Source organism: Mucilaginibacter segetis (assembly GCF_016522075.1).
GTDB lineage: Bacteria > Bacteroidota > Bacteroidia > Sphingobacteriales > Sphingobacteriaceae > Mucilaginibacter > Mucilaginibacter segetis.
Genome location: NZ_JAEHFW010000003.1, coordinates 560068 through 573004, shown reverse-complemented (window position 1 = coordinate 573004; position 12937 = coordinate 560068). Strand labels below are relative to the sequence as shown.

The window sequence follows — 12937 nt, the reverse complement described above, 5'->3', positions numbered from 1 at the left end:
AAAGGTTTAATCTTCAAAATTATAAATTTTTACTATCAAATTATCTTTTAGTTCTTTTTTGAGTAAGAAAATAGTTTTCCCTAAAACCGGATGTACAAGATCTGACGCTATCTGGTTAAGCGGTTCCAGAGTAAACCTGCGTTTATGAAGCTCAGGATGCGGTATTGTAAGTTCCGGAGAGCTAATTATATCATTACCGTAAAATAAAATATCAATATCAATTATACGGGCTCCCCACTTTATTTCGCGGCGACGGCCCATTTCCAGTTCAATATCCAAAATAATTTTTAATAATTCACCTGCCGTCAAACCTGTTTGCAGCTCAATAACCTGGTTAAGGTAATCAGGTTCATCAGTTTTACCCCATGATTGCGTTTCATAAACGGCTGATTTATTAAGCCGCTTCCCTACCCTGTTTTCAATATGCCCGATAGCTTCGTCAAGGAACAGCTCACGCTTGCCCAAATTACTGCCTAATAGTAAAAAAACATTAATCATGTTGTAACAAATATTATGGATAAAGCTCTTAATAACATTATAACCATATTGAATTACTAAGTTTGCATAATTAAAAGATTTATAATAGTTAATGAAACAATTTTTCAAATTTGTACTGGCCACAGTAGTAGGTATAATTTTAGCAAGCTTAATTCCCATATTTATATTTATTGGTATTATAGTAGCAGCCAGCGGCGATAAACCCGTTGAGGTTGACGCTAATTCAATTTTACATATTAAAATAGATTACCCGGTAAACGAACGCACGCCTAATAATCCTCTTTCGGGTTTAAGTTTTTTAGGTATTCCTGATGATAATGTTGGCTTAAATGATATACTGGCCGATATTAAGAAAGCCAAAAATGACGACAATATAAAAGGTATTTTCCTGGACGAGAGTTATATGTTATCGGGCCAGGCCACTACAGAAGAGATACGTAACGCGCTGATCGATTTTAAAAGATCAGGAAAGTTCATAATTGCCTATTCAGAAATTTACACACAAGGGTTTTACTACCTGGCTTCAGTTGCCGACAAAGTGTACTTAAACCCTAACGGAATATTTGAATTTAAGGGTTTCAGCTCCGAAGTTACTTTTGTTAAAGGCGCTTTGGATAAGTTGGGAATTGAGGCACAGATCATAAAAGTAGGTACCTTTAAAAGTGCCGTTGAGCCTTTAATACGTACCAACATGAGCGATGCTAACCGTTTGCAGGTAACCTCATACTTAGGTTCATTATACGATCATTTTTTGAGCGGCATAAGCAGCAGCCGTCACATTAATAAAGATTCTTTATTTAATTATGCCAACACCGGGCTAATTCAGGAACCTGAAGATGCCCTGAAATACAAACTGGTTGATGGTTTAAAATACAAGGATGAAATTTTAAATGATCTGAAAGCACGTACCGGCATAAGCGAAAGAAAAGATCTGCATAGTATAGAATTAGGCGAATATGCAAAAGCCAATGTTAATACAGGCGACAAAACCACTTCTCAGGATCGGATAGCCATTGTTTACGCTTCTGGCGAAATTAATGGCGGCGATGGCGACGACAACAGCATAGGCTCCGAAACAATATCAAAAGCATTACGCCAGGTACGACTGGATAGTAAAGTAAAGGCGGTGGTGTTCCGTGTAAACTCACCGGGTGGCAGTTCGTTGGCATCAGATGTAATATGGCGCGAGGTTATGCTTACCAAAAAGGTAAAACCTATCATCGTATCCATGGGTGATTATGCGGCATCCGGAGGATACTATATATCATGTGCGGCCGATTCCATATTTGCCGAGCCAAATACCATTACCGGGTCTATTGGTATCTTCGCGATACTGCCCAACATGCAAAAGTTTTTTAATGATAAACTGGGCGTAACCTTTGACGGAGTAAAAACCGGCAAATATGCCGACCTTGGTGATATCAGCCGGCCCTTAACACCGGAAGAAAAAGCCATCCTGCAAAAAAATGTTAACCACGGTTACGATACCTTTACCAAACACGTGGCAGAGGGCCGTCATAAAACCCAGGCTTATGTTGATAGTATTGGTCAGGGTCGCGTGTGGACGGGCTCTCAGGCTATTAAAATAGGATTGGTTGACCGCTTAGGTAATATAAATGATGCCGTGCGATCTGCAGCGGCAAAAGCCGGCTTAGATAATTACAGATTGGTAACTTATCCTGAACAAAAAAGTATATTCAGCAAATTTGGACAGGGCCTGAGTGCGCAGATGAGCGCGCACTTTGTAAAAGCTGAACTGGGTGATAGCTACCGCTATTATGAGCAAATAAAGGGTGTTACCAAAATGATGCGTGTACCGCAGGCCCGCATGCCTTATGATATTGTAATAAAATAAAACATTCAAAATATTTTTGGGGAAAGCCGCCTATTTTGGGCGGCTTTTGTATTTTTACCACAAACCAAATTATGGAAAACAAACCCATAGCCCGTACACTTCGCCTGCTATCGCAATTAATGGAATTGCATGGTGTAAACCCGTTCAAAATAAAATCGATAGCAAATGCTGCGTTCCGGGTTGATAAGCTCCCCTACCCAATTGCCGGTAAAAAATTGGATGAACTGGAAAAAATTGATGGTATTGGTAAAAGTATAGCCGCTAAAATTGCAGAGTTACTGGAAACAGGCACCATAACAGAACTGGAGGATATGCTTGCCGAAACCCCGGAAGGTATTGTAGAAATGATGGGGATAAAAGGCATAGGTCCGAAAAAGATCGCTACCATCTGGAAAGAACTCGGCATTGAGAATATTGGCGAGCTTTACTATGCCTGCAACGAAAACCGGCTGGTAGAAGCCAAAGGCTTCGGACTTAAAACACAGGAAGAGGTTAAACGCTTAATTGAGTTCAGGATGGCGGGGAATGGCAAATTCCTTTATGCGCAGGTAGAACAGGAAGCCAAAGAACTCCTCGGCCAGGTCAAAGGTATTTTCCCAGATGCCTTAGTGAGCATTGCAGGCGAGTTCAGACGATATTGCGAAATCATAAGCGAACTGGTGATCGTATTGGGCAGCCGGAATCAACAACTTGCTTATGATACGTTACTAAAATCAAACATTATAAAAAACATCACCGGAAAAGATTTCCATATTAACGGCGAAATGGAAAACGGTCTGCTGGTTGATATTTATTGTGTTGAAAAACGGACTTTCTACGAAGAGCTATTTTTGCAAACCGGTGATAAGGAGCATACCGCGGAAGTTTTAAAGCGTGCCGTAACGCTAACCGACCAACCGGAGAGCGAGGCGCTAATTTATACCAAAGCCGGCCTCTCATTTATACAACCCGAATTACGCGAGGGTACGGCATTTATAAAAATGGCCGAAAACGACACATTACCTGAGTTGATCCACTATCATGACCTGAAGGGCACATTACATAATCACAGCGATTGGAGCGATGGGGTAAATACCATTGAGGAGATGGCCCTGTACTGCCGGGATGAACTTAACCTGCAATACCTGGGGATGTGCGATCACAGCAAAAGCGCTTTTTATGCAAAGGGTTTATCTATTGAACGGGTGTTGCAGCAACACGAAGAGATAGATCATCTGAATAAAAAAATAAAAGACTTTCATATATTTAAGGGAATAGAATCAGATATATTGAACGATGGTTCACTGGATTACCCGGACGAAATACTGAAGAAGTTTGATTTTATTGTAGCATCGGTACATACCAACCTTAAAATGCCTGAAGATAAGGCTACCGCCCGTTTAATAAAGGCTATTGAAAACCCTTACACCACTATTTTGGGGCACCCTACCGGCAGGTTATTATTAAGCCGGAAGGGGTATGATATTGATTATAAAAAGGTGATAGATGCTTGCGCGGCAAATAAGGTGATCATCGAAATAAATGCTAACCCGGTAAGGCTCGATCTGGATTGGCGCTGGCACCGTTACGCTTTAGAAAAAGGTGTGATGCTATCGGTAAACCCCGACGCGCACCGCAACAGCGGATTTTTGGATATGGAATTCGGGATAAATGTAGCCCGTAAAGGTGGCCTTACTAAAGATATGTGCCTGAACGCTATGTCAATGGATGCTATAACCAAGCTTTTTGAAGAGAGAAAGCCTAAATAGAGCAAATTGCTACAACAAAACTGTATTGCTTAATTGCCTACCTTTATAAAATGCGAAACAGCCTCGAACAAACCTTGTTAGCTAAAATAACTGATGCGGCTGCGTTGGCCGCAAAAATTGAACATTGGAAAGCTGAAGGCAAAAAAATAGTTTTCACCAACGGAGTTTTTGATCTGCTGCATTTAGGGCATATTACCTATATGGCCAAAGCTGCTGAATTAGGCGACAAATTGGTTATCGGGCTAAATGCTGATGCATCTGTAAAAAGGATAAAGGGTGAGGACAGGCCTGTTAATGATCAAAACAACCGTGCCGCGCTGCTGGCCGCGCTTTTTTTTGTAGATGGTGTTGTTCTTTTTGAAGAAGACACTCCCCGCGATCTGATAGTTAAATTGATGCCCGATATTTTGGTAAAAGGCGCGGATTATACGGTAGAGAATATCGCGGGAGCAAAAGAGGTATTGGCAAACGGCGGCGAGGTTCGCACTATAAGCCTGGTTGAGGGCTATTCGTCCACCTCTATCATCAACAAAATAAAAGGCAAAACAGCCTAATGCTTTAATTCGCGCAGATGAAGATACTGGTTATCCGTTTTAGCTCCATGGGGGATATAATTTATACCACCCCTGTGGTACGCTGTTTAAAAAAGCAGCTACCGGATGCCGAAATTCATTTTTTAACCAAACCGGCCTTTCAATATATTTATAACAACAACCCCTATTTAGATAAGCTACTGCTTTTAAAACCTGAACTATCGGACACCATAGCCGACATTCAAGCCGAAAAATACGACAGGATAATTGATCTGCATAACAATTTGCGCACCACTATTATTAAGCTGCGTACACGCATTAAGTCATCTACTTACAAAAAGCAACGCATACGTAAATGGCTTAGCCTGAAGCTGAATTTAAAACTGGTTCCGCCGGTGCATCTGGTTGACCGATATTTAAAAGCTGTTGCTTTTTTAGGTGTAAAAAACGATGGCTTGCCTATTGATTATTATATAAAAAAGGAATATCAGCTTAGCGAATTACTGCCGCCCTCGCATCAAAGCAATTACATCGCTTTTGTTATTGGCGCTACCCACTTCACCAAACGCATGCCTAACCATAAAATAATTAATATATGCAGGCAGTTAAAGCATCCTGTGGTTTTATTAGGGGGCGCAGATGTTAAGGCTAACGGAGAAATTATAGCCGCCGCGCTCGGCGAAAAAATATACAATGCCTGCGGACAAACTACGCTGGACGAATCTGTTTTTCTGGTATCAAAAGCGGCAAGCATCATCGGTTTTGATACCGGCCTTACCCATATTGCCGAAGCATTTAATAAACCTATTGCATCCGTTTGGGGTGGTACCGCACCTGAGTTATTGGGTGTGCAACCCTATATGGTGAAAGACGTTTTGGTTGCTGAGATAGATCTTTCCTGCCGCCCATGCTCTAAATTTGGTTTAGAGAAGTGCCCTTTGGGCCATTTTAAATGCATGAATGATTTGCCCGAAACCCCTATTACCAACTTTATTAACGAGTATTAAATTTAAACTTTCTGAAACTAAATATTTAAGAAATATTATTATTTTCAACAAAATTTTAAACCATAAATCACAATGAAAAAACTATTACTTTCTATTGCATTATTTTCGGCAGTCACGACGGCTTTTGCTCAATCAGCTTCATTTGGAATAAAAGGGGGTGTTAATTTCGCGGACGTAGCAGCCTCAAGCGGCAGCTTTTCTGCTACTTTAGGCTCGCTAACTACTTTTTCGGTAGGAGCATTTACGGATATTAAAGCCGGTGCAATATCTGTACAACCCGGTATATATTATACCGGCAAGGGCTTTAAAACTGTAACTACGAGCACCGAATCGGTAAGCCTTGATCTGAAATATGTTGAGGTACCTGTTAATTTTGTTTACCACGTTCCGGCTGTAGTGGGCGATGTATATTTTGGTGCGGGTCCTTATGCCGCCATAGGTGTAAACGGAAAAGCTAAGGCAAAATCAGGCAGCGACTCATACGAAGAGGATGTTACCTTTGGCGACGGTCCGGAGGATATTAAAAAAACAGACTTTGGTTTACAGTTTATCGGAGGTTTTCATTTTTCAAAAGGGCTGTTGATCGGTGTTAATTATGACCTGGGACTTTCTGATATTTCAAACGATGACAGTACTGATGGCACTCTAAAACACCGCGTATGGGGTATTTCGGTCGGCTTCACTTTCTAAAAGCTGTTTAACAATTTAAATTAAAAGAGGGGCAAACATTGCTCCTCTTTTTTTATTCTATAATAAATGAAAAAGCTTTTATTGATACGGCATGCAAAGGCAACCCACGAAAGTGGTTATATTGATTTTGAGCGCCCGCTTACTCCCGAAGATTTACAGGAAGCCGAAGTTATGGCCTCGCGTTTGCGTGCCGAAGGCATTTTCCCTGATATATTGGTTTCGAGTCCGGCTTTGCGCACCTTATCAACAGCGAATATATTTACGCAGATTATGCAGTTGCCTAAAGCAAATACCGACAAACGTATATATGACGCCAGCGAAAATACATTAATGGAAGTGGTAAGTGAACTACCTGATAATTATTCTTTTATCGGTTTGGTAGGCCACAATCCGGGATTTAGCCAGATCTTTTATTTGTTGTGCAATTGCATTAAGGATACCCCCACCTGCACCGTAGCTGTTATAGAATTTGATGCGGATAGCTGGAACGATGTAGAGCCCTATACCGGAAAACTTATTTACTACGATACGCCGCAAGTTTAATTTATACAGTAGGTTTTACCGGGCATAGATCTTATAAAACCTTGCAATTCCATATCCAGCAAGGTCATGGTCAACTGACTCATAGGTAGTTGTGCCTTTACCGACAGATCATCAATAGCCAGCGGCGTTTGATGTTGTTTTATGATCTCATATATAACCATTTCCTGCGCAGAAAGATCAATAGGTAATACCATTTGTTCCGTTGCTTTCAGATCGCTGTGCTTTTCCCAACCTAAGCTATAAGGCAGATCGGCCACGCAAGTAAGCAAAGCGGCCTTATTATTTCGGACAAGAAAGTTACAGCCTTCCGAATATTCATCCCCCAACCTTCCCGGAAAAGCAAAAACATCGCGGTTATAGGAGTTAGCAATTTCGGCAGTTATTAATGCACCTCCCTTTATACCTGCTTCTATCACCACAGTAGCATCAGCCATACCGGCAACAATGCGGTTACGTTGCGGAAAGTTCTCCCTGTCGGGAATGGTACTCGAGGGGAATTCAGTAATAATCCCTCCGTTCTCCTGCATTTTTTGAGCCGTGGCTTTATTTTGACTCGGATATAGTTTATCCAGTCCGTGGCCCAATACACCCACTGTGGGCATACCCAACCTGATACATTCTTTATGGGCAGCTACATCTATCCCTAATGCCAACCCGCTTACAATTAATACATTATAAGATTGCAGTTCTTCCACCAACTGTTTACATAGCTGCCTTCCATAATCAGTAGCGTTACGTGTGCCAACAATACTCACTACCCGCTGTGTATTCAGATCGGCAATCCCTTTACTATAAAGTAATACCGGGGAATCGGCACAAAATTTTAGCTTTTTTGGATAGCGGCTATTCGTAAAAAAGATCACGTCAACCCCATTTTTTTCGATAAAAAACAGCTCTTCCTCAGCCCTTTTCAGAGCCCCGTCAAAATCAAGGTAACTTATCCGTTTCTCGCCGATGCCGGGTATCTGCAATAATTTGGCTTTGCTCGCTGTAAAAACAGCCTCGGCGCTACCTAAATGAGTAACCATTGCCTTTACAGACGATGGCCCTATGTTTTTGATAAAAGTAAGTGCAACCTGATGGAGTATGGACATAGTGTATAACGAAGCTTAAAAATATAAAAAAACCCAAAAGATTTATTGCAAATAAAAAACTACAAAAATAGTTTGCAAACTATATAAATAGTTTTACCTTTACGTAACTATAAAAATAGTTTGCTATGATACCAAAAGAATTAACCAAAGCCGAGGAGCAGATAATGCAGATACTATGGCAATTAAAAGAAGCGATAGTAAAAGATATTTTAGAACAAATGCCCGAACCTAAACCAGCGTACAACACCGTATCAACCGTGGTAAGGGTACTGGAAGGAAAAGGGTTTATTGACCATAAGGCCTATGGCAACTCGCATGTATACTCCCCGGTGGTAAGTGAGGAAGACTATAAAAAATTCACGTTTGATAAGCTGATGAATAACTATTTCGGGAATTCGTATAAAAGTCTGGTATCATTTATTGCTGATGAAAAAAATTTGGGTATTAAAGAATTAGATGAATTGGAAGCACTTATTAATAAACTTAAAACAAAAAAACAATGAGCTGGCTGCATTACCTTATTGAAGCAAATATTTACCTGGGAGTATTTTATTTATGCTACTGTTTGTTTTTAGATCAGGAAACGCATTATGCGCTGAGCAGGGTTTATCTACTGTTTAGCTGTATAATAGCATTTATATTACCGGTTACGCAGTTGAGCCTGTTAAAGCCTGCAGAGCAACCCGTAATACAGCAGATTAGATATACGCCCAATATAACTCAGCATGCAGCCCCGATTAATTTTACTACACCAAAACAAGCACCTGCGTTTACCCTACAGGACGCATTAATATATGCTTATACAGCCGGGGTAATTTTAGCTTTAATCGTGTTATTATACCGCTTTTACCAGTTATTTCGCCTGGCACGTGGTAACAGAGCAATTTATGCTAATAAGTTTCCGGTTATCCGCGTTAAAAATAACACTGCCTTTTCGTTTTTTAATTACCTGTTTATTGGCGATGATATTTCAGATCAGCAAACTATAATAGCGCATGAGCTGGTGCACATTAAGCAAAAACATTCCGTAGATATTATTTTCCTGGAAATCATTAAGATCATAAACTGGTTTAACCCCTTTGTTTATTTAATACAACGCAGCCTTAAAACCGTGCATGAATACATTGCCGATGAGCAAACTGCGGCTCACGAAAATGATGCCATTGGCTACTCTTCGTTTTTACTGAACAATGCTTATGGCTTGCAAGGGTCATCAATAGCACATTCATTTTTCAATTATAACCTATTAAAAAAGAGAATAATTATGTTAAACAAAAACCGCTCAGGTGGCTTAGCGAGGCTAAAGTACCTGTTATTAGTACCATTATGTGCGGGTATGCTGTGCAGTTCCACATTGGTGTTCAGTAAAGATTACGCTGTAATTGACCTGGCGTTTAAAAGCGACAAAATAAAACACCTTAAAATGACCAATGCAGGAGTTACGGCAATATCAGATCATATTATTGTTAAAGCTAAGGGTGTTTCCCAAACATTTACACCTGATAATATTACAACTGAGGATATTGCGGATATTCAGAAAAACAATCATATACAAATTGAGGTGGTAGAATATGACAGTGATTCGGCAGATCTGCCTTTTGTAAATCCGGAGGTTATTATATTAACGGATACCATACCAACTATTGAAAAACCATTACCACCCCCACCACCGCCGCCTGTTTATTTAAAACCCTCGTTTCGGGAGTTTGGGCAGTATCTGGAGTCAACAATTAAATATCCTGAAAGAGCGCTGGTTAAAAACATGACGGGTGGCATGATATTGAGCTTTAATGTTGATAATCAAGGAAAAATAAGCGGCATTAAGGAATCAGGCAGCTCTGCAAACGGCTTTTTGGAAACAATAAAAAATGCGTTTGATGCTTATACAGGTAAAATAAACGACAAACCCGGTAACTACACTATCGGTGTAAATTTTGAGATCCCGGGGAAAAAAGGAGTGCGTTTTCCAAAGCCTTCGGTTACAAAAAAAGACAATTTTATAGGTGAGATTTATGTTTTAGGGATGACCGAAAAGCAGAAAGAAGCCCTGCCCCCACCCCCACCACCTGTACAAATTAATAAAAGGCCGCCACCACCACCACCGGCTGAAGTTACAAAAAGACCACCGCCGCCGCCACCCTATCATCCGGATTATGCAGACCTGATCAAATATGTGGCCAGACATGCCCGTTACCCTACTGTAGCCCATGATAACCACGTAACAGGTAATATAATTCTATCTATGCGGATTGATAACGAACATAGGATAACAGATATTAAAGTTAATAAGGGTATAGGTTCCGGCTGTGATGAAGAAGCAAAAAGAAGTTTAAGTACCTATCCGGATACCATTAACAGATCACCAGGTAATTACACGTTAGTTGTTACTTATAATTTATTAGATCAAAACGACGAAGCGCCTTACCCGCCAAAACCTTTGGATGATGATATTATAAACATGAAAAATTTTATAGGCCAGGTAGTTGTAGTTGGATATGCAAATTAATATTTGCCCTTAACATGGATCACCTGCTTGGTGTCAAAAAACTCCTCTTCAAAATAGTTTTTGAGGTAGAATTGCTGAACGGCTAAACCCGATTCGGCAATTTCTTGTGTAAGGTCTCCTCCTTTTAAATACAATATCCCGTTGGGTAATTTATTTTTTGATGCTTTATTGAACTTGCCTTTTACCCAGGGGTAAAAATCTTTTAATTGCGTTACAGCGCGCGAAATCACAAAATCATACTGATCTGTAACCTGCTCGGCGCGGGAGTGCGAAGCCTTAATATTAGTGATACCTACTCCCTTTGCCACCTCCTGCACTACCTTTATTTTTTTACCGATAGAATCCACCAGATGAAACTGTGTATCGGGAAATAATATGGCCAGCGGTATACCCGGGAAACCACCGCCTGTACCTACATCCAGCACTTTTTCGCCGGGTAAAAACTCCATTACTTTGGCTATACCCAGGGAATGCAGTACATGCCGCTCATAAAGCAAGTCGATATCCTTACGGGATATTACGTTGATCTGGTTATTCCAAAAGGTGTAAAGTTCCTGCAGCTTACCAAACTGCTCCTGTTGTACAGCAGAAAGTTCGGGAAAATATTTTAACACAATATCAGATGTCATCCTTATTGTAACGGTTAATGATATTACCAAGCAGGTACCGTGCTCTGAATAGTTGTGCCTTTACCGTACCCAGTGGCAGATCAAGCTGCTGTGCTATCTCCTCATAAGACTGTTCGTCAAAATAACGGAGTGTTATCAAATTCCTATATCTGGGCGGCAAGCTGTCTATCAGTAATTTCAGTTCTTCGGTACGTTGTTTTTTTATAGAAGTTTCTTCGGGGTTTAATACATCCGATTTTATTTGCAGGGGTATTTCATCCCCATCCTCATCAAGCATACCATGGATAGATTGCGTATGCAGCTTTTTTTTGCGGATAAAATCAATACAATTATTAGTAGCCACCCTGAACAGCCAGGTACTGAAAGCAAAATCGGGTTGATATTTATCCAGTTTTTCAAAAGCTTTTGCAAAGGTTTCTACCGTCAGATCCATAGCATCCTCTTTATTATTTACCATTTTAAGTACCATAAAATATATGGAATCCTTATAACGGTGCATCAGGTCGGCATAGGCTTTTTGATTACCCTCACGTGCTTTAAGCACCAATTGAAAATCGTTTTTTGCGTTCTCGGTGAAATGTGCGTTTACTTCCATCGGGTGGTTTTTATAAAAGTACCGATCAATCCAAACACATTCAGGTAGAGATAATAGATCATATCAAAAAAAGGCAAATACCATATCATGTTATTACTGCCCAGTTTTTTGAATATTTTGTAATAAACAAGGATTTGCAATAACCACCTAAACGCAAATGCTCCGATCGCCAGCATCGGTTCAAACTTAAATACAAGGCACAATATAAATAAAACATAAAACAAAAAGCCGCTTACCGCATCAAAACTTAACATGCGGCGGTGTTTATTCTTGTATATTTTACCCACGCCCATATGTCTTCTTTTTTGCCTGAACCAGCTACCCAACGTTGTTTTGGCCTCTGTGTAAGTGAAGGTATCCGGATGTATCTCAATTGCGGTATTGTCTGCCGTAGCATTTTGGTTCACGAACAGATCATCATCTCCTGATATAATATGCATATGAGCAGCGAAGCCCTTAACGCTAAAAAACAATGTTTTTGTATAGGCAAGATTGCGCCCTATGCCCATGTATGGATCGCCTTTTAAGGCTGATGACAGGTAGTTTATACCGGTTTTTAATGTTTCGAAACGAATGAACGGATTAAGAAAATTATTGCTGCGGTAATAAGGCGAGTATCCTAATACTATTTGAATATTGCCTGTAAATTTGGCGGCCATGCGGGTTATCCAATTCAGGGTTGCAGGCTTGCAATCGGCATCTGTAAATAATAAGTGTTCGTTTTTGGCGGCTTTTATACCTAATGTTAATGCGAACTTTTTGCCGGTTTTAAAACGTTCGTGCTCGGTAATGGTTACTATTTTAAGGTGCGCGAATTCGCGTTTGATATCTTCCAATACTTCATCAGAATTATCTGACGAACAATCGTTGACTATCACAACCTCATAGTTTTTATAGTTCTGCTGTAAAATGTAAGGCAGGTTTTCGGCAAGGTTACGGGCTTCATTCCGCGCGCTGATGATCACCGAAACCGGGATATCCGGATCGGGCAGAACTTCTTCAGGAGTGTATTTGGTTAGCTTGCTGTGATTACCTATTAAATAATATAGCTGAACAATAAAACAGAGCTGAAATAAAACGAAAAGCGCGACGTGTATATAAACTTCCAAATTATATAAAATGTAAATGCAAATTTGTTAAAAAATCAACGAAAAGCAGGAATTTGTTTATAAATGTTTTAATGGCAATTATTATAAAAGAGTGTTAAAGGCTGCAAAAGAAGCTTAATAATCAACAGCA

13 protein-coding genes are annotated in these 12937 nt (G+C 40.2%); 8 read left to right on the top strand and 5 right to left on the bottom strand.

All coding sequences use genetic code 11. The features are described from left to right. Nucleotides 1-6: 6 nt before the first annotated feature. A complete protein-coding gene (gene folK / locus I5M19_RS16275; protein ID WP_200067416.1) occupies nucleotides 7-498 on the bottom strand; it encodes a 2-amino-4-hydroxy-6-hydroxymethyldihydropteridine diphosphokinase in 492 nt (163 codons plus the stop codon). 91 nt (nucleotides 499-589) lie between these two features. Here folK and sppA point away from each other — a divergent pair, with 91 nt between their 5' ends. The 6 genes from sppA (at nucleotide 590) to I5M19_RS16245 (ending at nucleotide 6874) form a co-directional block, all read left to right on the top strand. Then, nucleotides 590-2353, top strand: a complete 1764-nt coding sequence (gene sppA / locus I5M19_RS16270) for a signal peptide peptidase SppA (RefSeq protein ID WP_200067415.1) — start codon at nucleotides 590-592, stop codon at nucleotides 2351-2353. Nucleotides 2354-2424: 71 nt separating this feature from the next. Next, nucleotides 2425-4101, top strand: a complete 1677-nt coding sequence (locus tag I5M19_RS16265) for a DNA polymerase/3'-5' exonuclease PolX (RefSeq protein WP_200067414.1) — start codon at nucleotides 2425-2427, stop codon at nucleotides 4099-4101. Nucleotides 4102-4151: 50 nt separating this feature from the next. Continuing rightward, nucleotides 4152-4655 carry a D-glycero-beta-D-manno-heptose 1-phosphate adenylyltransferase gene (rfaE2, locus tag I5M19_RS16260; protein WP_200067413.1) on the top strand — a complete coding sequence of 168 codons (504 nt, stop codon included), beginning with the start codon at nucleotides 4152-4154 and terminating at the stop codon, nucleotides 4653-4655. A 17-nt stretch (nucleotides 4656-4672) separates the two neighbouring features. Then, nucleotides 4673-5641 (top strand): glycosyltransferase family 9 protein, encoded by a 969-nt coding sequence (locus I5M19_RS16255; RefSeq protein ID WP_200067412.1) that lies wholly within the window; start codon nucleotides 4673-4675, stop codon nucleotides 5639-5641. A 72-nt stretch (nucleotides 5642-5713) separates the two neighbouring features. Beyond that, nucleotides 5714-6331 carry a porin family protein gene (locus tag I5M19_RS16250; RefSeq protein WP_200067411.1) on the top strand — a complete coding sequence of 206 codons (618 nt, stop codon included), beginning with the start codon at nucleotides 5714-5716 and terminating at the stop codon, nucleotides 6329-6331. A 66-nt stretch (nucleotides 6332-6397) separates the two neighbouring features. Beyond that, nucleotides 6398-6874 (top strand): SixA phosphatase family protein, encoded by a 477-nt coding sequence (locus I5M19_RS16245; protein ID WP_200067410.1) that lies wholly within the window; start codon nucleotides 6398-6400, stop codon nucleotides 6872-6874. Here I5M19_RS16245 and dprA read toward each other — a convergent pair. Further along, the gene (gene dprA, locus I5M19_RS16240; protein WP_200067409.1) at nucleotides 6871-7968 is read right to left on the bottom strand and encodes a DNA-processing protein DprA; all 1098 of its coding nucleotides are present in this window, start codon (nucleotides 7966-7968) and stop codon (nucleotides 6871-6873) included. The two genes, I5M19_RS16245 and dprA, sit on opposite strands and share 4 nt — an antisense overlap. A 125-nt stretch (nucleotides 7969-8093) precedes the next feature. On the opposite strand from dprA, the gene I5M19_RS16235 reads away from it, so the two are divergent. Together I5M19_RS16235 and I5M19_RS16230 are read left to right on the top strand one after the other, a co-directional pair. After that, nucleotides 8094-8471: a BlaI/MecI/CopY family transcriptional regulator gene (locus I5M19_RS16235; protein ID WP_200067408.1), complete on the top strand. Its 378-nt coding sequence runs from the start codon at nucleotides 8094-8096 to the stop codon at nucleotides 8469-8471. Further along, the gene (locus I5M19_RS16230; protein ID WP_200067407.1) at nucleotides 8468-10474 is read left to right on the top strand and encodes a M56 family metallopeptidase; all 2007 of its coding nucleotides are present in this window, start codon (nucleotides 8468-8470) and stop codon (nucleotides 10472-10474) included. Before I5M19_RS16235 ends, I5M19_RS16230 begins: the two co-directional genes overlap by 4 nt. Here the strand turns inward: I5M19_RS16230 and rsmG are convergent. From rsmG to I5M19_RS16215, 3 genes are read right to left on the bottom strand one after another with little or no spacing between them, the layout of a single operon-like run. After that, nucleotides 10471-11103, bottom strand: a complete 633-nt coding sequence (gene rsmG, locus I5M19_RS16225) for a 16S rRNA (guanine(527)-N(7))-methyltransferase RsmG (protein ID WP_200067406.1) — start codon at nucleotides 11101-11103, stop codon at nucleotides 10471-10473. The two genes, I5M19_RS16230 and rsmG, sit on opposite strands and share 4 nt — an antisense overlap. Beyond that, on the bottom strand, nucleotides 11093-11698 hold the full coding sequence (locus I5M19_RS16220) for an RNA polymerase sigma factor (protein WP_200067405.1): 606 nt from the start codon (nucleotides 11696-11698) through the stop codon (nucleotides 11093-11095). The genes rsmG and I5M19_RS16220 overlap by 11 nt, the downstream gene beginning before the upstream one ends. Continuing rightward, nucleotides 11689-12807: a glycosyltransferase gene (locus tag I5M19_RS16215; RefSeq protein ID WP_200067404.1), complete on the bottom strand. Its 1119-nt coding sequence runs from the start codon at nucleotides 12805-12807 to the stop codon at nucleotides 11689-11691. The genes I5M19_RS16220 and I5M19_RS16215 overlap by 10 nt, the downstream gene beginning before the upstream one ends. Nucleotides 12808-12937 lie beyond the last annotated feature (130 nt).